The sequence below is a fragment of the Aureibaculum sp. 2308TA14-22 genome (assembly GCF_040538665.1).
Lineage (GTDB): Bacteria > Bacteroidota > Bacteroidia > Flavobacteriales > Flavobacteriaceae > Aureibaculum.
In genome coordinates this window covers 455,185-478,610 of record NZ_JBEWXT010000001.1, presented here as the reverse complement: position 1 = coordinate 478,610, position 23,426 = coordinate 455,185, and the positions used below count along the sequence as shown (strand labels likewise).

The 23,426-nt window shown below is 32.9% G+C and carries 25 protein-coding genes and 1 tRNA gene; 11 read left to right on the top strand and 15 right to left on the bottom strand.

From position 1 onward, the window contains the following. Positions 1-32: 32 nt before the first annotated feature. Together U5A88_RS02140 and U5A88_RS02135 are read right to left on the bottom strand one after the other, a co-directional pair. The gene (locus U5A88_RS02140) at positions 33-1,391 is read right to left on the bottom strand and encodes an OmpP1/FadL family transporter (protein WP_354203396.1); all 1,359 of its coding nucleotides are present in this window, start codon (positions 1,389-1,391) and stop codon (positions 33-35) included. Positions 1,392-1,411: 20 nt separating this feature from the next. Continuing rightward, a complete protein-coding gene (locus U5A88_RS02135; protein ID WP_354203395.1) occupies positions 1,412-2,797 on the bottom strand; it encodes a hypothetical protein in 1,386 nt (461 codons plus the stop codon). Positions 2,798-2,899: 102 nt separating this feature from the next. Here U5A88_RS02135 and proS point away from each other — a divergent pair, with 102 nt between their 5' ends. From proS to U5A88_RS02115, 4 genes are all read left to right on the top strand, one after another. Next, positions 2,900-4,375, top strand: coding sequence for a proline--tRNA ligase (gene proS, locus U5A88_RS02130; protein WP_354203394.1), 1,476 nt, complete (start codon positions 2,900-2,902; stop codon positions 4,373-4,375). Positions 4,376-4,460: 85 nt separating this feature from the next. Beyond that, positions 4,461-4,532, top strand: a tRNA-Glu gene (locus tag U5A88_RS02125). A gap of 30 nt (positions 4,533-4,562) precedes the next feature. After that, the gene (gene rpsT, locus U5A88_RS02120) at positions 4,563-4,814 is read left to right on the top strand and encodes a 30S ribosomal protein S20 (protein WP_354203393.1); all 252 of its coding nucleotides are present in this window, start codon (positions 4,563-4,565) and stop codon (positions 4,812-4,814) included. 188 nt (positions 4,815-5,002) lie between these two features. Continuing rightward, positions 5,003-5,299, top strand: coding sequence for a hypothetical protein (locus tag U5A88_RS02115; protein ID WP_354203392.1), 297 nt, complete (start codon positions 5,003-5,005; stop codon positions 5,297-5,299). A 4-nt stretch (positions 5,300-5,303) separates the two neighbouring features. Here U5A88_RS02115 and rodA read toward each other — a convergent pair whose 3' ends face one another. From rodA to U5A88_RS02075, 8 genes are all read right to left on the bottom strand, one after another. Then, a complete protein-coding gene (rodA, locus tag U5A88_RS02110; RefSeq protein ID WP_354203391.1) occupies positions 5,304-6,581 on the bottom strand; it encodes a rod shape-determining protein RodA in 1,278 nt (425 codons plus the stop codon). Further along, entirely contained in the window at positions 6,562-8,457 is a 1,896-nt protein-coding gene (gene mrdA, locus U5A88_RS02105; protein WP_354203390.1) for a penicillin-binding protein 2, read from the bottom strand. Before mrdA ends, rodA begins: the two co-directional genes overlap by 20 nt. A gap of 2 nt (positions 8,458-8,459) precedes the next feature. Next, the gene (gene mreD / locus U5A88_RS02100) at positions 8,460-8,963 is read right to left on the bottom strand and encodes a rod shape-determining protein MreD (protein WP_354203389.1); all 504 of its coding nucleotides are present in this window, start codon (positions 8,961-8,963) and stop codon (positions 8,460-8,462) included. Further along, entirely contained in the window at positions 8,963-9,787 is an 825-nt protein-coding gene (gene mreC, locus U5A88_RS02095) for a rod shape-determining protein MreC (protein ID WP_354203388.1), read from the bottom strand. Before mreC ends, mreD begins: the two co-directional genes overlap by 1 nt. An 18-nt stretch (positions 9,788-9,805) precedes the next feature. Then, positions 9,806-10,837, bottom strand: coding sequence for a rod shape-determining protein (locus U5A88_RS02090; protein ID WP_354203387.1), 1,032 nt, complete (start codon positions 10,835-10,837; stop codon positions 9,806-9,808). A 102-nt stretch (positions 10,838-10,939) separates the two neighbouring features. Continuing rightward, positions 10,940-12,472, bottom strand: a complete 1,533-nt coding sequence (purH, locus tag U5A88_RS02085; protein WP_354203386.1) for a bifunctional phosphoribosylaminoimidazolecarboxamide formyltransferase/IMP cyclohydrolase — start codon at positions 12,470-12,472, stop codon at positions 10,940-10,942. A gap of 118 nt (positions 12,473-12,590) precedes the next feature. Beyond that, a complete protein-coding gene (locus U5A88_RS02080) occupies positions 12,591-13,037 on the bottom strand; it encodes a GNAT family N-acetyltransferase (protein WP_354203385.1) in 447 nt (148 codons plus the stop codon). A 12-nt stretch (positions 13,038-13,049) separates the two neighbouring features. Beyond that, complete coding sequence (locus tag U5A88_RS02075; protein WP_354203384.1) at positions 13,050-13,502, bottom strand: GAF domain-containing protein; 453 nt, start codon at positions 13,500-13,502, stop codon at positions 13,050-13,052. 44 nt (positions 13,503-13,546) lie between these two features. On the opposite strand from U5A88_RS02075, the gene xrtF reads away from it, so the two are divergent. The 7 genes from xrtF (at position 13,547) to U5A88_RS02040 (ending at position 19,489) form a co-directional block, all read left to right on the top strand. Beyond that, positions 13,547-14,092, top strand: a complete 546-nt coding sequence (gene xrtF / locus U5A88_RS02070) for an exosortase family protein XrtF (protein ID WP_354203383.1) — start codon at positions 13,547-13,549, stop codon at positions 14,090-14,092. Next, the gene (locus U5A88_RS02065) at positions 14,089-14,535 is read left to right on the top strand and encodes an exosortase F system-associated membrane protein (protein WP_354203382.1); all 447 of its coding nucleotides are present in this window, start codon (positions 14,089-14,091) and stop codon (positions 14,533-14,535) included. Before xrtF ends, U5A88_RS02065 begins: the two co-directional genes overlap by 4 nt. A gap of 48 nt (positions 14,536-14,583) precedes the next feature. Further along, a complete protein-coding gene (locus U5A88_RS02060) occupies positions 14,584-15,864 on the top strand; it encodes an NAD(P)/FAD-dependent oxidoreductase (RefSeq protein ID WP_354203381.1) in 1,281 nt (426 codons plus the stop codon). A 102-nt stretch (positions 15,865-15,966) separates the two neighbouring features. Beyond that, positions 15,967-16,374 (top strand): HYC_CC_PP family protein, encoded by a 408-nt coding sequence (locus tag U5A88_RS02055; RefSeq protein WP_354203380.1) that lies wholly within the window; start codon positions 15,967-15,969, stop codon positions 16,372-16,374. A gap of 78 nt (positions 16,375-16,452) precedes the next feature. Further along, entirely contained in the window at positions 16,453-18,696 is a 2,244-nt protein-coding gene (locus U5A88_RS02050) for a TonB-dependent receptor (RefSeq protein WP_354203379.1), read from the top strand. Positions 18,697-18,754: 58 nt separating this feature from the next. Beyond that, positions 18,755-19,099, top strand: a complete 345-nt coding sequence (locus U5A88_RS02045; protein ID WP_354203378.1) for a heavy-metal-associated domain-containing protein — start codon at positions 18,755-18,757, stop codon at positions 19,097-19,099. Positions 19,100-19,123: 24 nt separating this feature from the next. Further along, positions 19,124-19,489: a heavy metal-binding domain-containing protein gene (locus U5A88_RS02040; protein ID WP_354203377.1), complete on the top strand. Its 366-nt coding sequence runs from the start codon at positions 19,124-19,126 to the stop codon at positions 19,487-19,489. 75 nt (positions 19,490-19,564) lie between these two features. Here the strand turns inward: U5A88_RS02040 and U5A88_RS02035 are convergent, their stop codons facing one another. From U5A88_RS02035 to U5A88_RS02015, 5 genes are all read right to left on the bottom strand, one after another. Next, the gene (locus tag U5A88_RS02035) at positions 19,565-20,293 is read right to left on the bottom strand and encodes a DUF6503 family protein (protein WP_354203376.1); all 729 of its coding nucleotides are present in this window, start codon (positions 20,291-20,293) and stop codon (positions 19,565-19,567) included. Positions 20,294-20,324: 31 nt separating this feature from the next. After that, complete coding sequence (locus U5A88_RS02030) at positions 20,325-21,281, bottom strand: hypothetical protein (protein WP_354203375.1); 957 nt, start codon at positions 21,279-21,281, stop codon at positions 20,325-20,327. A gap of 1 nt (position 21,282) precedes the next feature. Beyond that, the gene (locus U5A88_RS02025; RefSeq protein WP_354203374.1) at positions 21,283-22,248 is read right to left on the bottom strand and encodes a pepsin/retropepsin-like aspartic protease family protein; all 966 of its coding nucleotides are present in this window, start codon (positions 22,246-22,248) and stop codon (positions 21,283-21,285) included. 69 nt (positions 22,249-22,317) lie between these two features. Further along, on the bottom strand, positions 22,318-22,944 hold the full coding sequence (locus U5A88_RS02020) for a GyrI-like domain-containing protein (protein WP_354203373.1): 627 nt from the start codon (positions 22,942-22,944) through the stop codon (positions 22,318-22,320). Positions 22,945-23,038: 94 nt separating this feature from the next. Further along, positions 23,039-23,365: a DUF6157 family protein gene (locus tag U5A88_RS02015; protein WP_354203372.1), complete on the bottom strand. Its 327-nt coding sequence runs from the start codon at positions 23,363-23,365 to the stop codon at positions 23,039-23,041. Positions 23,366-23,426 lie beyond the last annotated feature (61 nt).

Genomic DNA, 23,426 nt, shown 5'->3' with positions numbered 1-23,426 from the left:
GGGATTTTGTGTATTAAAACTCTAAAAATATTTTATAGTCCTATGACTAAAGTTGCAGTAACCTTACCGTTATCAATGTCTAATTCAGCAGGGTCAGAAAATTCTGTAAACCCATAAACACCAGTGTTGGTAGATTTTTGATAGGCTAAATCTAATTTAATATTACTTCTAAATCTAAATCCTGTGCCTAAAGAAAAGCCTTTGACATGGTCAGTATCAATAGCATCAGCATAAGGGCTTTGTTTGTAAAAATAACCACCTCTTAAGCTTAGTATTTTTCCTATACGCCATTCAGCACCTAACCTAATTTCTGAGGTGTTTTGCAAATCACTAGAAATAGATTCGTTTACATCTACAAAATCATTGTTTGGTTTTAGCTTTGCTTTTGAATAATTTTTTAAAGTATAATCTAAACTTACCAACCCTTCTTTTCCAAAAAGATATGCAATACTTGCCGTTGCCTTTGCTGGAGTAACCAAATCATATTCAAAAATATTTACATCGGAGAACTCGGTGTAAAGTCGAGAATCATTACTCACTTGTATTTCTAAATCATCACGATATTCTTCTGTTAAATTGTACCAAGTTGGGGTTTGAAACGCCAAGCCTAAACGTAATTCCTGTACTGGTTTTGCAATAAAACCAATATTTAAGCCAACACCTTGACCATAAGTATATAGTTCTTGCAAATAGGATGCATCCAACAAATTTCCATTTCCATCATTATTTGATTCTTCAAACAATCCTTTTTGAAAATGATCCAATTTATGACTCACCAAAGACAATCCTAAACTAAATGTGTTATTGTATTCTGCAGCAAAAGAAATAGTGAATTTTGAATTTTCCCCAGTAGTGTAATTTCCAAAAAAATGACCATCAACGTTATCGTAAAAAATATCATTGGTATTATCATTATCATTGTTCAGATAAGGATCTCCATTATATTCAGAAATAGCTCCAGCACCGTTAACTTCATAACCGTTTTCAAAATCTTTTGCTAGGGCATAGTTAAAACCAAGGGCAAATTTTGTCCAATTAGAATTTCTTGGCGTATTAAAAACCAATACTCCACCCGCCTGAGTCATATTCAAATAACTATCAGAATTAGTGGTTGAAGTACCATAATAGCTACTTAATATATCCGTATTTCTTAGGCCTAAAGTAATAGCCCCTTGCGAGTTATTAAAAACAGCCAAACCTGCAGGGTTAACATCTACTGCTGACATATCACCTCCTAAACTTCCAAAGGCTCCGCCCATGGCATTATAACGAGCTGTACCATTAATATCTTCGTCAGAAAACAATACTGCTCCATCAAAATTGCTTATAACTTGGGCGTTGATTACCAAGGAGGATAACAATCCTCCTATTAAAAATAGAATTTTTTTCATAATTATTTTATTGAATTTTTTTAATGACGTCTTGAACTACTTCTAGATGAGGATCTTGAAGATGAAGACCTTGAAGGCGAGCTACTGCGAGAAGCACTACTACTTCTAGAAGGTGCACTTCGTCTAGCTGAACTAGAACTTCTGGAAGGGCTACTGCTTCTAGAAACACTTCTACTTCTTGTAGGGCTACTACTCCTCGTTACTCTATTTGGAGATGAACTTCTAGTTCGTGTAACAGTTCTTGGTGTACTTGTTCTATTAGCAGAACTTCTGCTTACCGTTCTTACACGCCTTGGTGAAGTTGTACTTCTATTCGTCGGACTTGCAGTTCTTCTATTTACAGCAGATGAAGACCGTCTAATCGTAGAACTTTGCGAAGTTCTTGGAGCATTATTTCCGCGTCTTACAGCACTAGACCTGCTTCTAGTAGTTGAACTTCTTTGTATACCAGAATTATTTCTGGGTGTATGGTTTCTTCTTACCGTCGAATTATGACGCGGCGTATTAGTTCTTCTAATTGAAGAACTTGCATTTCTTCTGTTTGTAGCAGAATTACGTCTTACGCTAGAATTTGTTGTACTTCTTCTAACTGATGAGTTTCTTCTTGAATCCACAGAACTTCTTCTACTTACCCCTTCAGTACTCCTTGAAGCTACAGACCTTCTAGTATTTGCACCATTAATTCTTCTTGTTGCTTCATTTGTAGCAGAAGATCTTCTACTATAAGCACTTCTATTTCCTAATCTACTTGTGTTATATGCATATCTTCTTCCGTAAGAATAGTTATTGTTAAAATATCGATTACCATAATAGGGACTGTTAAATCCATTATAATATCCGTAACCATATCCATAGAAGGGTCTATTAAATCTATATGGATTATAGAAAGGAGAATAAAAACCACCATAGCCGTAAAATGGACTGTTAAAACCACCATACCAACCATCAAAGTAAGGATTACCAAAACCTAATCCAAAACCCCCATATCCGTTGTAAAAACCACCAAACCTGTAAGGGTTATAAAAACCACCCCAACCAAAACCAGAATGGATGTTTACAGTTACATTATCGGTATATTCCCATGGAGAACCTCCACTGGTATAGTTTCCATCTTCATAATATTCTAAATCGTCTTCATAACCGTAATCATCTATATCGGTAATTATATCTTCTTGATTTATATCATCATATCGCTCCGCCTCTCTTCTAAAATAATCTTGATACTTATTACTTTTAGGCTGTGCTTCTTCAACTACAACCTGTGTCTGATTAGTATTTGAAGCATATATTCCGTCATCATCGTAAGTAGTACCTTGATAAGTACCACATGATGTTAAGCCTAATAATATCAATCCTGTTAAAGAAAGATAAGCCACTTTTTTGCTGATGTTATTTTTAATTTTCATATTGGGTAAATTTAATGGTATTAAATTACAAAATATATTTAGTTTTGTACTAATTTAATTTTGTGTTAAAACTATCACAATATTTATGCCAAAACACAATAGATGAGTAAAAACTTAACGAAACGTAGCGAAGATTATTCTAAATGGTACAACGAATTGGTCATAAAAGCTGATTTAGCTGAAATGTCCGGAGTTAGAGGTTGCATGGTAATAAAACCATACGGTTATGCTATTTGGGAAAAAATGCAAGCCGAATTAGATAGAATGTTTAAAGAAACTGGTCATGAGAATGCTTATTTCCCAATTTTTATACCAAAATCTTACTTTAGTAAAGAAGCCAGCCACGTAGATGGATTTGCCAAAGAGTGTGCCGTTGTTACGCATTATAGATTAAAAAATGCAGAAGACGGAAGTGGTATTGTTGTAGATGAAGATGCTAAATTGGAAGAAGAACTGATTGTTAGACCCACATCTGAGACCATTATCTGGGATACCTATAGAAAGTGGGTTCAATCGTACAGAGATTTACCCATTTTAGTCAACCAATGGGCGAATGTGGTACGATGGGAAATGCGTACACGTTTGTTTTTACGTACTGCTGAATTTTTATGGCAAGAAGGGCACACAGCACACGCTACAAAACAAGAAGCACTTGATGAGGCCGAACAAATGCAAAATGTATATGCTGATTTTGCCGAAAACTTTATGGCAATGCCGGTTATTAAAGGTACTAAAACAGAAAGCGAACGTTTTGCTGGAGCTTTGGAAACCTATACAATTGAGGCTTTGATGCAAGATAGTAAAGCGTTACAAGCTGGCACATCACATTTCTTAGGTCAAAATTTTGCAAAAGCATTTGATGTTAAATTTACTTCAAAAGAGGGTAAACTGGAGCATGTTTGGGCAACTTCTTGGGGTGTTTCCACAAGATTAATGGGTGCTTTAGTTATGACGCATTCTGATGATAACGGATTGGTTTTACCTCCAAATTTAGCCCCAATACAAGTTGTTATTGTGCCGATTTATCGTGGAGAAGAACAACTTGAATTAATTTCAGAAAAAGCTAAAGAAATTATGGCTGAACTGAAATCTAAAGGTATTTCTGTAAAATTTGATGACAGAGACACGCATAAACCGGGTTGGAAGTTTGCAGAATATGAATTGAAAGGCATACCTCTTAGAATCGCCATGGGTCCAAGAGATATGGAAAATGGTACTGTTGAGCTGGCCAGAAGAGATACATTAACCAAAGAAACTGTGAGCCAAGAAAATTTAGCTACCACTATTGAAAAGTTATTGATTCAAATTCAAGAAGAACTGTTTGAAAAAGCCAAAAATTACAGAAACGAACATATTACCAAAGTTGATAATTTTGAGGATTTTAAAAGCGTTTTAAATAATAAGGGCGGGTTTGTATATGCCCATTGGGACGGAACTTCCGAAACCGAAAATAGGATTAAAGAGTTGACCAAAGCTACCATACGCTGTATTCCTAACGATGCAGAAGACGAAGACGGCGTTTGTGTTTTTACGGGAAAACCTTCAGCTCAACGGGTATTTTTTGCAAAAGCCTATTAATTTTTTTCACTTTTTTAAAAAAGGGCTTGCAGGGTTCAAAAAATGTATTATTTTTGCACTCGCTTTGTAAGAGAAAAAGAATATTGGCCCGTTCGTCTAGGGGTTAGGACGCCAGGTTTTCATCCTGGTAACAGGGGTTCGATTCCCCTACGGGCTACAAAAGTTTTAATTATTTAAAAAAAGTTAAATGGCAAATCATAAGTCGGCATTAAAAAGAATTAGAAACAGTGAGACTAAACGCTTAAGAAATAAGTTTCAGCACAAAACCACTAGAAATGCTATTAAAGCTTTACGTGAAACCGAAAAGAAAGCTGATGCTAAAAAGCAGTTGAGTTCTGTTATTTCTATGATTGATAAATTAGCAAAGAAGAATATTATTCACAACAATAAGGCTGCTAATTTAAAATCTAAGCTGACAAAGCATGTAGCTGCGTTATAATTCTTATAAAAAATACTATAAGCTAAAGACCATCTTTTCAGATGGTCTTTTGTTTTTTAAATGTTAATTGGTTTTGATTGTACTTAGCAACATTTTCTACTTGTCTAAAATCTGACATCTGCTGTCTAATATATAATTAAAAAATAGGAGTTTTTTATTTTTAGTTGTTCTATACTAAAGGAAAAGAAATGACAAAGAACAATAAAGAAGAACTAACCTACGTACTATTTGGAGCAGAGGCTATTCAAATTTATAAAATATCATTAGGCATGCTATTATCTTCAGCACATTTAACTTATAAAGTAGGGGCATATAATGATGTAAAAGCATTTGTTGATGAGAGTAAAAAATGGGATGATTTTATCGAAATAAATAAAAGTGATTATGTTACTCTTAAAAAAAAATTAGTAGAAAGACCTTCAATTGAAGGTCAGAAAAATTCAAAAAAAAACGATAAACCAAGTTTTTTCAACTTTTTTAAGTAAATTTTTACCACTCATAAGTTCTATCCGCATCAAGCCTGATAAAGATAAAAAGCAAAATAGTAAATCCCCACAAAGAAGAACCTCCATAGCTAAAAAAAGGCAAAGGAATACCTATAGTTGGCACTACTCCTATAACCATACCCACATTAATCATAAAGTGAAAAAAGAATACAGTTGCAACCGAATAGCCAAAAACCCTACTGAATTTTAGCTTTTGCCGTTCAGCCACACGTATTATCCGCAATATAAATGCTATAAATAGAATTATTACCGCACTAGTACCAATAAACCCCCATTCTTCTCCAACTGTACTGAAAATATAATCTGTATGTTGCTCGGGCACAAAATTACCTTGTGTTCTATCCCCTTCCAAAAAACCTTTACCTGTTAAACCTCCCGAACTAATTGTAATCATTGACTGATTAGTGTTGTAACCAATTCCCCTTGGATCAACTTCTTTACCTAAAACAATATCAAATCTATCTCTATGCCTTTGGTCAAAAATACTATTGTAAACATAATCTACACTAAACATAAACAGGCCTACAAAAAGATACAGTACTATAATTTTAGGCCACTCTTGATTTAAATGGAACTTTTTAAAATTTAATAGATAAGCAAATAACAAGGTAATCAGTGAAAAAATAATAATTAACGCCGTAATAAATCCAAAATATAAGGTTACCAAAAATAATATCATCAGCAAAAAACCCAAACCTAAATAAAACCCAGGCAATCCTTCTCTATACATTACAAAAAACAAAGTAAAATAAATAAGTGCTGAACCCGCATCAGGTTGCAATATAATTAATAGTGCTGGTAACAATAAAATTAAAAATGCTCTTAATTGAGTATTGAAATTACTAAGATCTCTGTTGGGTTCATTTAAAAAGTTAGCTAATGCCAGTATGGTTGCTACTTTAGCAAATTCAGAAGGTTGTAAACTTGCCCCCCCAAAGTTATACCAAGATGTAGCACCGTTAATCGTATCACCAAATAAAAACAAACCAACTAAACTAAGTATAGATATAATATAAAAAATACCTGAAAAGCGTTCGTAAAATTTGGCATCAATTGCCATTATTATAATAATCAATACACCGCTAAGACCAATCCACCGTAGTTGTTTGCCGTGCAACGTAGCAGCGTCAAAAACACCTTGGCTAGTATCTGTTACCGAAGCTGCATAAATATTTATCCACCCCAAAAATACCAGTACCATAAAAAACAATACTAGTACCCAATCTATCCCTGCGAATATGTTATTCTGTCTCTGCCTCAAGTTCTTTGCCTAATTCTTCTATTAATAATTGTTTATCATATTCATCTTGAATACTCCCTTCAAACATTCTTTTTTCTTCCCAAGGTCTTGATATTTCGCCATTAAGATATTTTTCTATCATCAAATTGGCAATCGGGCCTGCCCAAATAGATCCAAAATGACCATTTTCAACAAAAACTGCAATGGCAATTTTAGGATTATCCTTTGGAGCAAAAGCCACAAAAATAGAATGATCTTGAAATTTAACTCTTTTTCCATTTACAACTGAGTAATTCTCAGCAGTACCCGTTTTTCCACAAATCTCTATTCCTTTTACTTTTGACCATCTGGCAGTACCCTTTTCAACTGTATTAAACATTCCTTCAATAATGGGGTCAAAATGTTCAGGATCAATAGATGTTTTTTTCGGTACAGTGAATCTATCTATTTGGATAGGTTTATTATCAATTTTTTTAATGATATGAGGCGTATAATAAAATCCTTTGTTTGCAACCGTAGCGGTCATATTTGCCAATTGTATAGGTGTCGTTAAAATTTCACCTTGACCAATGGCATTGGAAATCGTGGTAGAAGCTCCCCAAGTAAAAGTAGGATACATTCTATTGTAATACTTATCATCTGGCACAACACCTCTTACTCCAGTAGAAAGATCATTATTCAAAAAATCGCCCAATCCAAAACTTTTTACATGATTACTCCACGCTTTCATACCTTCCACGGAAGTAGGGAATTTTTCGATAATTCTTTTATAAGTATTGGCAAAGTACGCATTACAAGATCTATATATGCCCATATCTAATTTAATCGGCGAGCCATATACGCCACAGTGACACCCTAAAAAAGCTTTTGAACTTCTACCATATTTAAAACCGCCGTAACAGTAAAAATGAGTATCAGTAGTTATCACTTCTTCTTGTAAACCAATTAAAGCATTAATTATCTTGAATGGTGAGCCCGGTGGATATTGAGCTAACAACGCCCTATCAAACATTGGTTTTTCATGACCATCATTATCTAGTTTAGTATAATTTTTAGAGCGTTCTCTACCTACCAATAGATTCGGATCATATGTTGGACTAGAAACTAGAGCCAAAATTTCTCCACTTGAGGGTTCGATAGCGACTATACCCCCTCTTTTATTTACCATTAAGTCTTCAGCATATTTTTGCAACTTAATATCTAAAGTAATGTTAACATCTTTGCCCACTACTGCCAACGTATCATATATTCCTCCTTTGTACGGCCCAATTTGTTTATTAAAACGATCTCTTTGAATAAATTTTACACCCTTTACCCCCCTCAAAGCTTCTTCATATTGCTTTTCAACGCCATTAACACCTATTAATTCTCCTTGCTGATAATAACTGTTTTTTTTCAACAAACTATTACTTACCTCGCCAATATAACCCAGTACATTTGCAGCAGAATTTATGGGGTACTGCCTTAAAGATCTCTTCTGAATATAAAACCCCTTGTACTTGTACATTTTTTCTTGTAAATAAGCATAATCACTTTTTGAAAGTTGAGCCACAAACACTGAGGGAATTCTTGGGGAATATGTATAAGCCTTATTATATTTTTCTAAAAAAGATTCTTTATCTATTTTTAGAAGGTTGCAAAACTCCAAGGTGTCCAGTGGTTTTACATCACGAGGCACAATCATAACATCGTAAGATGGCTGATTAGCCACTATTAAAACACCGTTTCGGTCATAAATGAAACCCCTTTCTGGATAATCGTATTTTACTGCTACTGCAGCATTATCCAGTGGTGAAGGTTTATATTTAGAATCTAATACCTGAATATAGAACAGTCTGATAATAAATAATAAGCCTACCAATAATATAGAAAAATATGCAATATATTTTTTCTCCACTATTATTTGTTTTTATTCAATAATAATAAACTAAATATTATTAATATAATTGTAAAAATACTTGTTAATATTGTTCTGGAAAGTATGGTCAGTATTTCTGCAAATTTAAAATATTCTAAACTAAAGAGCACCAAATGATGTGTTAAAGTTATAATAGCAATAAAACTTAACAGCTTTAAAAAAGGCAATTTTATAATTTTAAAAACAGGAAAATCAATTTCAGATTTTCGTGTTAATGCTTTTAATAACGGCAACCTAAAATAAGCAATGCATACGGTGGCTGCTGCATTAACACCTCCAGAATCTAAAAAAAAATCGATACTAAGACCCATTAAAAAACTTAAGATTAATAACAGCCCCCTATCACGCCTGAGTGGAAAAACAATAACAAATAAAATATATAAAAACGGATTGATAAATCCTAAAAAGTTAATATTGTTCAGCACTATAACTTGAATCAATATCAAGCCCACAAACAATAAACTATTTTTTATAATTTCGTTCATTAATTTAATCCTTGTTCTAAATTCTCTATTTCTTCCTTGTCAAAACTTGTTATTACATTTACAGGTCCAATAGCACTCATATCATTAAACAATTTAATATTTACTTCTTTATAGGCATTATTCTCTTTATTAAAATTTAAAATTGTACCTACTGGTATTCCTTCAGGAAAAATTGCTGATCTACCTCCGGTAATAATAGTATCCCCAACTTTGATATTGGCTTGACTTTCTAAATCAATAAGTTGTAAAATATTGTAATCATCACCATTCCAACCTAAACTACCGTAGTGAAAACTATTTAATAATTTTACATTAATGTTTGAGGCTTCATTTAAAATAGATAAAACGGTAGCATAGTTTTTTGAAGTAGAATTAGTAATACCTATTATACCTCTGCTATTTATAACCCCCTGATCGGGTTGAACGCCTTTGTTCGAACCAATATTAATTGTAAGAAAATTAAATTTTCTGTTGTATTGATTTCTAATTACTTTGGCAGGAGTGTAACTATATTTTTGATTGTATTTAACGGAATCAATCACCGTAATACTTTTTACTGAAGTGTCTTTAGGTATTTTAGAAAGTAAGTTCTTTAAGCGTACATTTTCCACTAACAATTGCTCATTATACTCTTTTAGGCTGGTATATTCTTTAAAAGCATTTATTCTACTATAAACACCGCCAGTTATTGCATTTGCTGAGTTTACAAATTTACTGTTATGGTAAGAATGGCTATGTATAGTAAATGTTAAGGCTATAACTTCTAGCAACACAAAAAGTAAAAAGTACTTGTACTTTAGGATAAAACCAATAATCTGTTGCATAGTATTACGGAGACTTTACTATTTCATCAATACACTTTGATATTTTTCAAGGTCTTTTAAAGCTATACCAGTACCTCTAACTACCGCTCTTAAAGGATCTTCAGCAACATAAACGGGCAAATCTGTTTTTCTGGACAACCTTCTGTCCAAACCTCTGAGCATAGAACCGCCTCCAGCTAAATAGATACCTGTATTATAAATATCAGCAGCCAATTCTGGTGGAGTTTGAGAGAGGGTTTCCATTACAGCATCTTCAATTCTAAGTATAGATTTATCTAGTGCCTTGGCAATTTCTCTGTAAGATATTTTTATTTGTTTTGGTTTACCGCTCAACAAATCCCTACCTTGAACTAAAATATCTTCAGGTGGATTGTCCAATTCTTCGGTAGCGGCACCAACAACAATTTTTATATTTTCCGCAGTAGTTTCACCCACATATAAATTATGCTGGGTACGCATATAATAAGCAATATCATTAGTAAATACATCACCCGCAACTTTTATGGACTTATCACAAACAATACCTCCTAAAGCAATTACCGCAATTTCAGTAGTACCACCACCTATATCAATAATCATGTTTCCTTTTGGCTGCATAATATCTATACCGATACCAACAGCGGCAGCCATAGGCTCATGAATTAAATAGATATCCTTTGCATTCATATGCTCGGCAGAATCTCTTACCGCACGTTTTTCAACTTCGGTAATGCCTGAAGGAATACAAATTACCATTCGCAACGAAGGCGGGAAGAAAAAACGTTTTTTTATAGAAGGAATTTGTTTAATAAATTCCTTAATCATTTGTTCTGAAGCTTCAAAATCGGCAATTACACCATCTTTTAAAGGTCTGATAGTTTTAATATTCTCATGCGTTTTACCTTGCATAAGATTGGCTCTTTTACCAATAGCGATGATTTTGCCGGTAGATCTATCTTTAGCTACAATTGACGGACTATCAATAACTACTTTGCCATTGTGAATGATAAGTGTATTGGCAGTGCCTAAATCAATCGCAACATCTTCAGTCAGGAAGTCAAAAAATCCCATAGAGTTATTTAGTTTGGGTTATTTAATTTTTGCGAATTGCCAAAGTTAATAAAATTTAAGGTATATATGAGAATGTTTATTCAAAAAAACATGAAGCATCATTTAATGCTTAAAATGACGTGTTCCGGTAAAGACCATAGGCATATCGTTGGCATTACAATAATCAATTGATAACTGATCTTTAATGGAGCCACCTGGCTGAATAACCGCATTTATTCCAGCATTTTTAGCAATTTCAACACAATCAGGAAATGGAAAAAAAGCATCACTGGCCATAACCGCATTGTTCAAATCAAACTTAAAAGCATTTGCTTTAACAATGGCTTGATTCAACGCATCTACTCTTGAAGTCTGCCCAGTACCGCTTGCACAAAGTTGCTTGTTCTTTACTAAAACTATTGTATTTGATTTGGTGTGCTTACAAATTTTTGATGCAAAAATTAAATCTTCTATTTCTTTTTCAGACGGTTTTGCATTGGTGACAGTTTTTAAACCATTAGCTGTATCAGTTTTACTATCTCTCTCTTGCACTAAAGCTCCATTCAAGCAAGTTCTTACAGTGGTCTTTGGTAATTCTATATCTTTTAATATGAGGAGTATTCTATTCTTTTTACCCTTTAAAATTTCCAACGCATCATCGTCAAAAGACGGAGCAATGACTACTTCGCAAAATAAGCTGTGAATTTGATCAGCAGTTGCTTTGTCAATTGCAGTATTGGCAATTAAAATTCCGCCAAAAGCTGAAACAGGATCACCGGCTAAGGCAGCTGAATACGCAGCAGCAAGTGTGTCTCTTTGTGCAAAACCACAAGCATTATTATGTTTTAAAATAGCAAAAGTTGGATCTTCGTTCTTAAACTCGTTCATCAAATTTACTGCTGCATCAACATCCAGTAAATTATTATAACTTAACTCTTTACCATGTAATTTGGTAAACATATCATCAAAATCTCCAAAGAAAAATCCTTTTTGATGTGGGTTTTCTCCGTATCGTAATACCTGTCCTTTAGTTTCGCTGATTTTTAATACTGGCTCTTCATGGTTTTTATTGAAATAATTAAAAATAGCGGTATCGTAATGCGAAGAAATATTAAATGACTTCCCTGCGAATTTTTTACGTTGCTCAACAGTGGTTTCACCATTTTGGCTAGAGATGATTTCTAAAAACTCATCGTATTGTTCCATTGAGGAAACACACATAACATCTTTAAAATTTTTAGCCGCTGCACGAATCAGCGATATACCACCAATGTCAATTTTTTCGATGATGTCTTGTTCAGAAGCACCCGAAGCTACGGTTTTTTCAAAAGGATATAAATCAACTATCACAATATCCAATTCAGGAATCTCAAACTCATCCAACTGGGCTACATCTCCATCATTTTCACGTCTCGATAAAATTCCTCCAAACACTTTAGGGTGCAATGTTTTTACACGCCCTCCTAAAATTGATGGATAAGAAGTTAAATCCTCAACGGGTTCAACTTGAATACCTAACTCGTTAATAAATCTTTCCGTACCTCCGGTTGAATAAATAGCCACTCCTAATTCATTTAATTTCTGAACAATAGGTGCTAATCCGTCTTTATGAAATACTGATATTAATGCTGATTTTGCTTTTTTTGAAGAACTCATTTTTACCTGTTATAATTTTCCCCAAAGCTACTAAAACACAACAGTTTAAACACTAAAAATTTTAGTTGATTTATTAACAGTTGTTGATAGTTTTATCTGGTTAGTGGACATTAAATTTTTACTCAACAGTCCATTCATAAAAATTTGTACTGTCGTAGATTTTAAATCCTGCTTTTGGATACAAATTATTACCTACTACATTAGTCTTTCCCGTCTCTAAATACATACCACAAGCATCGGTTTTTCTGACCAATCCCTTTGCCATTTCTATTAATTGTATGGAAATGCCTTTTCCACGATATTCGGCATTTACGTAAAGGTCATTTAACAACCAGTATTTTTTCATTCTGGTAGATGAAAAAAGTGGGTACAATTGTACAAACCCGACAACTTGATTATTATCATTCAGTGCTACAAATATCTCAGAATCTTCTTTTTGAATCCTTTCAGCTAAAAAACTCAAAGCCCCTTTAACATCAAATTCTTTTTGGTAGAACATTCTATAATTGTTGAATACGGTAGATAATGAATCCAAATCTGAGCTGTCCGCTTTTTTATATATCATTTTCTTTGGGTTTTATAACAGCTTACCAACCAATTCACAAACAAACTCTAACAACTCTTCATCCTCTTTGGAAAACGGATTAACGGTATGTGAATCAATATCTATTTGACCGACATTCTCACCATCCACAAAAATTGGAATTACAATTTCTGACTTTACTTTCCATCCGCATGAAATATAATTATCTTGTTCAGAAACATCTTGCACTACAAAATTTTTATTGCTAACGGCCACTTGTCCACAAATCCCTTTACCAAACGGAATTATAATATGTTCAGTAGGTTCTCCAGCAAATTGTGCCAATTTTAATTCATTTTTATCACCGTTCTTAAAATAAAACCCAACCCAATCATAATAATCGACAGTACTTTTAAGGTAATTGCAAATGGCTTGTAGTTTCTCATCAGAAGCCAAATTACTATTTGTAATATTTACAATATTCTGTTTTAACAAATCTATATCCATAAGATTAATTATATTTGACTATTACAAAAATAACCTACTTAAATTTGAAAAAGAGAAAAACAATCATAAGATTTTTAATAAAATTTTTTGTTACCTATTTTTTATTGGTCGGTATTTATTCTGTTTATCTAAAACAAACACAACAAAAAGGCTCTGTTTTTTCTTGTGCTCCCATAACTAAAACCGTTGCCAAACATTCACAACAGTTTGGCGAATTATTAGGTTATGATGTTCGCATAGAACAGCATGAATCAGAACTTTCAATGAAATTTTTTGTGGATGGTGCCTATATAGCCAGAATAGTTGAAGGCTGTAATGCTATTAGTGTAATTATCCTTTTTTTAACCTTTATCATCGCTTTTTCGGGCAGTATAAAAGCAACAATTATCTATGGAATTATAGGTACTTTTATTATCTATGTTGTAAATATTGCCAGAGTATTTATTCTTAGTATGTTGATGTATAAATATCCTGAATATAAAGATATTTTACATAATTTACTGTTCCCCGCTATTATTTATGGTACTGTTTTTTTACTCTGGATTATTTGGGTTAGACATTTTTCATATTTAAAAAAATCAAAAAAATGAGTAGGACTACTCGATGGATACTAGCAACTTTGCTTTTTGTATTGCTGATTTTAGTAAGGGCATTTCAGAATCAGTTGTTTTACGATCCCTTTATCCATTATTTTGCTAATGATTTTTTAGCTAAGCCAATACCAGAATACAGCACCCTAAAATTATTTGCTAGCTTATTTTTTAGGTACTTGATAAATGCTTTAATTTCATTGACTATTATCTATGTTATTTTTCGCAAAAAAGGACTGGTAAGGTTTTCTGTAAAATTCTATATAGCTGCTTTTATTTTCTTGGGTATTGTATATTTTATACTGTTAAAAATGGAAATGCTAGACGGTTATTTACTTACTTTTTATGTGCGTCGTTTTTTAATCCATCCTGTTTTTGTGTTAATTTTAGTGCCTGCTTTTTATTATCAGCAAAAGCTAGTAAGACAGTCTAAAAAATCGTAATTTTAGGGTTCTTTTTTCGACCAATTTATTGAATTTAGAACTTACGTTATGACTGAATTAAAAACAGTATTTATTCCAAAAAGCGAACATCCCAGAATTGTAATCATTGGTGCAGGTTTTGCTGGAATCCATATGGCAAAAGCGTTGAAAAACAAACCTTTTCAGATTGTGATGATTGACAGAAACAACTTTCATCAATTTCAACCTTTGTTATATCAAGTAGCTACTAGTGGCTTAGAACCTGATTCTATTGTATTTCCAATTCGAAAAATATTTAGAAATTACAAAAACTTTGTCTTTAGAATGACAGATGTACAAAACATAAATTCAGAAGATAAAAGTATTGAAACCGACATTGGTATTATCAATTACAATTATTTGGTTTTAGCTACCGGAAGCACCAATAATTTTTACGGGTTAAAAGATGTTGAAAACAATAGTATTGGGCTTAAAACAATACAAGAATCTCTGGACATTAGAAGTAATATACTGCAAAATATAGAAAAGGCAAATCAATCTAATAATGACGAAACTAGGCGGTTAAACACCTCAATTATTATTATTGGAGCCGGCCCAGCTGGTGTAGAAATGGCTGGTGCTTTTGCAGAATTTAAAAAGTTTATTTATCCTAAAGATTATCCCGAACTGAAAAAATTTCCTTTGCAAATTCATGTTGTCGAAGCAGGTAAAGAAGTTTTATCTGCAATGAGTAACAAATCTTCTGCCGACTCCCTAAAAGATTTACAAAAAATGCAGGTGAATGTGCATTTGAATTCAGCAATTAAATCCTATGATGGTAAAACTGTCAAACTCTCTACTGGAGAGAAAGTTTTATCTTCTAACCTGATTTGGACAGCTGGAGTCAGAGGGCAATTTCCTGAAGGTATTACTTCTGAAAATATAGTCCAGAGTAACCGAATTGCCGTTGACCAATTTAACAAAGTGAAGGGGCATGCATCAATTTTTGCCATTGGAGATGTAGCTTTAATGGAGACTGACAATTACCCCAAAGGCCACCCCATGGTAGCACCAACAGCCATTCAACAAGGTGAACATTTGGCCAAAAACCTTTTACGAGGTAAAACCGATTGGAAGCCTTTTAAGTATTTCGATAAAGGTTCTTTGGCAACAATAGGAAAACGAAAAGCAGTTGCCGATTTTGGCAAATTGCACTTCCGTGGAAGGTTTGCTTGGTTAATTTGGTCCACAGTACATCTAATCTCAATAAGTGGATTTAAAAATAAATTACGTGTAGGTTTAAATTGGGTTAATAGTTACTTTTCTTATGATAAAGGAAATAGATTGATTATTCGAAAATATAATCCTTAATATTTTATCTTATAATCTTACTTTACAATTATCTAGCCAGCTAATCGTTAACATTAACACATGTTTTAAACTTTTACCGTTTAAATTTTTTATTTTTGCATCGTGAAAAAAGGATTTTTAAAAATATCTGCATTGTTAATGGCGTTCTTAACGCTATTTTCCACGCTATCTTTTACCATTGAAAAACACATCTGTAACGGAAACATTTCCGATGTTGCCGTTTTTGATGATTTAGAGCGTTGCAATATGCCTGAAGAAAATCATGTTAAAGATTTGCAAGGTTTTGAAAAAGAATCGTGCTGCAAAGATGAAATTCACTATGTGCAAGGCTCAAATGCAGAGCTAAAAATTTCTCAAAAATTACAAGCTAAAGTATTTGCGGTTTTATTCACATATACGTATCTCAATTTTTTTGAAAATTTAGAAAAAGATTCAACTTCCTTTTTAAGCTATTCTCCTCCTATCGTTATAAAGGACATTCAAGTCCTTTACGATACTTTCCTTATCTGATTTATTTAATTATTCCGAGTTTTTATAGCTGATAATAAGCATATTAATTTTCCGAGTTTAATTAAAATAAAATTTCAAATGAAAATCATATTAAAAATACTGTTCATTCTCATCCCTATTGCGATGTACTCGCAAACCGAGATTAAAGGAATGGCAATGATAAAAAATAGCCAAGGCAATACAGAAGGGTTGCCTGGAGCCACCGTGTATTGGTTAGGTACTGATATTGGTACAACCACAAATGACAAGGGTTGGTTTACACTTACTTACAAACCTGAATATAAAAAATTAGTATTTAGTTTTGTGGGTTATAGAACCGATACCGTAACTGTTAACGAACCCAAAGAAATCCATCATTTTATGGTTGAAGATGGTGGTTTGGACGAAGTAGTGGTAGAAGTCGAAGAGCAAAAAACCGCAGTTTCTTATCTGCAATCCGCCAATATCGTAACCATTAATGAAGGTGAATTATTAAAAGCAGCTTGTTGCAATCTATCTGAAAGTTTTGAAACCAATCCCAGTATTGATGTCAACTTTTCGGATGCCTTAACAGGGACAAAACAAATTAGAATGTTGGGGCTTACCAGTCCGTACATTTTAATTGCACAAGAGAATATACCAACCGTCAGAGGTGCTTCACAGGCATTTGGATTGACCTTTACACCAGGCACATGGATTGAAAGCATCCAAATTACTAAAGGTGCAGGTTCGGTTGTAAACGGTTACGAAAGTATTGCCGGACAAATAAATACGGAATTGAGAAAACCGCTAAACGATGATAAACTGTTTATTAATGCCTATGGTTCGCTAGACGGACGATTGGAACTCAATACCCATCTCAGTCGAAAAGTTTCAGACCGATGGAATACCAGCTTGTTCCTTCACGGTAATTTACGAGAAAAGGAAATAGACAGAAACGACGATAATTTTTTAGACATTCCGTTAGCCAAACAGATTAATGTGATGAACCGCTGGCAATATACAGACGCTGTAAATGGATATGTCAGTATTATAGATTTTAGGTATTTAAAAGATGATAAACAAACTGGCGAAATGGATTTTGACCCAAATATACATAAGTTGACTACCCAAAAATATGGTTCAGAAATCAATACAGAACGCGTTGATATCGCAACCAAAATAGGCTATGTTTTTCCAGACGCTCCATATAACAGTATTGGGTTTCAGATGGCATACAGCGGTCACGAACAAGATTCCTATTTCGGTTTAAATCAATACAATATTAATCATAAAAGCTTATATTCTAATCTGCGTCTTAATTCTATTTTGGGTAGTACATTACACAAATTTAAAACGGGAATTAGCTTTACGCATGATAGCTATAATGAATTTGTAAACACTACCGACTTTGGTAGGACAGAAAATTCATTCGGTGGGTTTTTTGAATACAACTATGATAATTTGGATGATTTTAGCTTGATTGCCGGACTCCGATTGGATTTTCATAACCTTCTGGGCACATTTATTACACCTAGATTGCACATGAGATATGCACCATGGGATAAAGGCGTGTTAAGAGCATCGGTTGGTAGAGGCAAAAGAAGTGCTAATATTTTTGCAGAGAACCAACAATTATTTGGTTCTTCAAGAACTATCGGCATTTTAAATACCGATGGTAAAATCTATGGATTAAACCCAGAAATTGCATGGAACTATGGGTTTAGCTTTTTACAAGGCTTTAACCTATTTGGAAAAAAAGCAGATATTACCATAGATTATTACAGTACTTTATTTCAAAACAAAGCCGTTGTAGATGTAGATGAAAGCCCACAACAAGTTCTATTTTATAATCTTGATGGAAATTCGCATGCCAACAATTTACAGGTTCAACTTAATTATGAATTAGCTAATCGGCTAGAGTTAAGGTTGGCGTATAAAAATTACGATGTAAAAACCGATTATTTAAAAAGTAACTTGGAGAATCCTTTACAATCAGAACATATCTTTTTTGCAAATCTTGGTTATGAAACTCGTCAAAATGCAAAAGGTGGAAAATGGCGATTCGATTATACATTCAATTGGTTGGGCAAACAGCGTTTACCGTTTACGGCATCCAATCCAACTCAATATCAATTGGCCGAGTACTCACCAAGCTACAGTTTGATGAATGCACAAATAGCCAAAGTGTTTTCTAAAAGTTTTGAAATCTATGTTGGTGGAGAAAATTTAGCAAATTATAAACAAGAAAATCCTATCTTAGCATCTGATAATCCGTTTGGTGCGTATTTTGATAGTAGTATTGTATATGCTCCCATAAATGGAAGTATGTATTATGCAGGATTGCGTTATACATTAAATTAATAAAAACAGAAGTTCAATTAAAAAGGTTTCCGTTTTCACGGGAATGACACTTTAGATTATGAAAAAAATAATTTTAGTAATAATAGCGTTTGCGGCAATATCGTTTACAGCCGAAGCACAATCAAAAACCTCAAAAGCTACTTTTGAAGTAGATGGTGTTTGTAAAATGTGTAAAGACCGTATTGAAAAGGCAGCACTAACAACAAAAGGCGTAAAATTCGCCTCTTGGAATATTGAGAAAAAAGAGCTGTACTGTATCTTTAACAATAAAAAAACTAGCCTTATGAAGCTTAAGCAGGTAATGGCTGATGCAGGTCACGACACCAAAGAAATTAAAGCAACAGATGAAGCTTATGGAGCTATAGATGAGTGCTGTAAGTATAGAACGTTAGAAACACACTGATAAATAACTAAACAATAATTAAAAATGAAAAAACTAATTTTAATCTTAGCCATTGTAATGGTAGCAAGTTTTACTTTTACATCTTGTAAAAGTGACAAAAAAGAAGACGTAAAAACGGAAGAAAAAGCTGATATGGCTTCTAACGAAGTATATCAATGTCCAATGGATTGCGAAGAGGGTAAAAGTTATACCGAGGCAGGCAGTTGCCCAGTTTGTAAAATGGACTTAAAAGCCAAAACAGTTGATATGGATAGCGATAGTCATAAAAAGCATGTAGACAACTGTACTTGCAAAGCTGGAGGAGAATGTAAATGTGAAGCTGGTGAGTGTAAATGTATGGCCGATAATGATACCAAGGATAACGACAAAGGAAAAGATGCAGATTCTTAATCGTATATAAATAGTAATGAAAACGTCGCTTTATGCGACGTTTTTTTATTTAAAATAGCAAACTGAATCAGAACCTTATTTTGTTAGCTCTTTGATAACAATGTCACTTCCAGAATAAGTATCGTTTTTAAGCTCATGCCAATGTCTTATTCGGGGAATTTTTATACCGTCAATATTAATAATACCTTCAAAATATAATCTTTCTCCTTCATTAGGTTTATCAGGAAAAACAATTTCTATTCCAATTATTCTATTGTTGGTTTTTGAAATATAAATAGTCCAATATTTTGAAATCATCGGTTCTTTTAGTTCAACTTCAATTTTGTAACATTGTTCTTTGTTAAATACCACTTCGGTAGTACTAACTATTTTTTCCATATAGTTGTTTAAAGACATTGGCAAACCATACATAAGTTGATAAAAATTCTTATATCCGATATTTCTTTGAGGTTCTAACCTGTACTTCTTAATCAAGCTCGTATCAATCTCCTTTTTTCCATCTAACAGCGTAAAGCTATTGCCATTACTTTCAATACAATGTTTTGAAACATATTCATCTCTATTCCTAGAAAGCTCAAAAGTATTTTTAGAATTGTCCAATTTTAAAATTGAATATCTATAGGGGTTTGAAACTCTTGGCTCTTGTATATGCAAATTTAAGGATGCTCTATTCCAAGTTCCTGAAGAATCATGTGCTGTTATGGATTCATTTAAAATCTGTAGCCCATCAAGTGATTTTTCTTGATTACAAGCACTTAAACTATATATCAAAATTATAAATAAAGAAATTCTTTTATAAAGCATTTTGTTTATTTCTATTTCTTTTTAGTTAAAATTACTCTACCATTTTTACTGAATTGATATTGCCATATTCATCGCGTTCCTTTACTGGATTGCTAGGATCAATAAGCCATTTTCCATCAACAATATATTTATAATGATGTTTACCTCCTTTTAAAGTTACCGTATATTGCCATTTCTCATTTACTTTTTTCATCGGTAACTCTTTATTTTTCCAATTATTAAAAGAGCCTGTTAATACAACAGAAGACGCATTTTCATAACCCTTCAGCTCAAATTTAACCGATTTTTTTATAGTCAATATAGAGTTAAAAGTATGATGCTCATTATATTCTTTATGGGCATTTTTTGGATCTTCCATCCAATTACCATCTACAATAAATTTATATTGGTAAGTATCTGGTTTTAATTTTAGCGAAATTTTCCAACCTCCCTTAGTTTTCTCCATTTTTAGGTTATCCTCATCCCAACGGTTAAAAGTTCCTGATAAGATTACTTTTTCGGCATCTTCATACCCTTCTAAATAGAAATGGGCGTTGCCATTTTCATTGGAATGAACTGTGTACATTTTTAAATTATACACCTTACGCCAAATTGAGCTCTTTTCGGATTCCGTAATATTATCAAAACTTTTATCTGGCTCGGCCCAATATTCATTATTTATCAAGTATTTGAATTCCCATAAAAACTTATCATCAAAGTCTGTTATTTTTTTTATTAATTGATAGGTGTAAGTTCCTGTTTTTTTCATTTTCCACAAATGCCTAGACCAATTATTGAATTGTCCGGACAGGGTAACTTCGTAGATATCAATATTGTCCGCATTTACCCGTCGAGGAGAATTATCTTTAGTAAATTTTTTATAATGCCTAACATCAAAATTAAAAATAACGGAATCTCCTTCAATGCTATAGGTTGGTGTTTGCTGTCCATTAACAACACTTGTATAGCATATAAAAATTAAGAGTATGTAGCTTTTAATATTCAACATTTTACTTGTAAAAAACCGTTTTCATAAAATACAGTTGCTTTTTCTTATAATTTAATATCATTCTGCGAGTGGCAATAAATTCGTAGCCCAAAACACCGTCCAATTTTGTTCCATAAGCAATATTCTTAGTTTTCATATTGGTTATAATCGTTTTCATAGGCCCGCAGTAAACCGTATTTGACAATTTTACTTTATGCAATTTACCTGCCAAAACCTCACTTTTTTCTTTACCAGCACCAACGATGACCATTTGTTTAGGTGTTCTAAAATTTTTCATTACTTTTTTAGATATTGACCTATCAAGTAAATTCATTTCTGCTCCGGTATCTAGACCAAACTTTAGTTTTTGGTTATTTACATAAGAATCTAATACAATAGTATGTTTTCGCAATGTGAAATCAAGAGTGTCTGTTATTTTTTCCAGATAAGGCAGATTGTCGATTTTGTTGCCCTCTTTATCAATTTTGGAAAGTGTAATCTGTTTTAAATAAAAGTCGATAAAAATTTCATAGTCTTTGAGTATATTGTACCCTATTACACCGAAAAGTGACATTTTTTTACTTTTCTCTATATGAGATAAGTCCAACATATGAGATTTAACATTATCAATACTAAAATCTTTTACCAGAAGTTTTTTCAACCACTTAATTTTAACCTCATCAACATCACTACTAACTCCAGAATGCCTTAAATGGGAAGGTTTTAAATAAGTTCCATCAAAGTGAACGTTGTTAAGCAATAACTTCTCAGCACCTGTATCTAAAACAAAATTTCCTTTTCTATCAAAAATTTCGGCCTCAATTACCACTAAACGATCATATAATTTAAATGGAATACGCACCGTATTTTCTCCAATATATTCAGCATTAGGGAATTGCAGATTGTTGCTGTTTTTTTCTTTACCATTTGCAAATACAAGGGTTGAACAACATAAAAATATACAAATATAAAACCGAAGATTAATCATTGAAAGATAAAGTTACGTAATATAAATAAGACGCAGAATTTTATTAACTGTTACGCTTTTAGCTTAGACTTAATTCACTTTAAACCGCAATACCGTTTTTAATTTTTCAGGTGCAACTTTTCTAAAATCTGACAAATAAATTTCTCTGTGGACTTTTGACAACCTTGTAAGATTGTTTTCCTTTGCAAACTCTTCCATTAGTTCAAAACTTTTAGGCTCATCATCATAACTACCAATATGCAACATTTGAACACATTTACCTTCTTCAATTTTTTCAAACCTTACCCTATCTAAAAGTTTATTTGGCTTTTTCTTATTTGTCAATTCAAGTATTTCGTTAAAGAAAATTTCATCTACAAAATTAGGTTGCCTTATCATTAATTTAAATACCAAATCATTTTTATTGAGCTTGCCATCAAACTTTTTTTTAGCTTCTTCATTAATGTCCCAAACACCTTCCAACGGGTAAACAGTATAGTCACTATATCCTTTTGGTTTTGTCGCTTGTTTTTTAAGCGTCATTTTTATAGGATAAGAAAGTGAGTACAATGCAGTAATGTACTCAGAAAAAAATTCATCGTTAGGATTGCCCTCACCTTCTATTGTAAGAAATTTAAACTCCAGAACATTAACTATCTCGGGTATATTTTTTGGCAAGTAATATTCCTTTTCTTTTTTTCTCCATTCGTGTTTCATATCAAAAAATTTATTTTCTTCTAGTCCGCATTGCCTTTACTTTTTTGATGGAATTATCTGCCAAAAACTTCATGTATGTTTCCGTTTCTGCCCCTTACATGGCAATTTTCCCATCTTGGTTGCTATGGATTCCCCATCCGTATCGTTTAGTCAATGGTGAAGCTCGAAAACAAGGTTGCCCTTTTGAAAAATAATGTACTCTTTGATCGTCCATTTCACCTTTAACAAACTCTTTTCTGATAGCAAATACTCCGAATAAAACGTCATCAGAAGTGTATTTATAAGGATTTCCATATAACATTTCAAATTGTAGATTGGCAACCGATTTTTTATTGCCTTTTAATGGTGGCATTTCACCCTTATCATTTGGGCAATCTTCAGCAATTTCTATAAATGTGTTTGTATAATTTGTGGTATGCATTACTGTTTTTTAGCAAATTTAAAAAGAGGACATGACAAAGGATGTCAGGGATTGTGAAAAT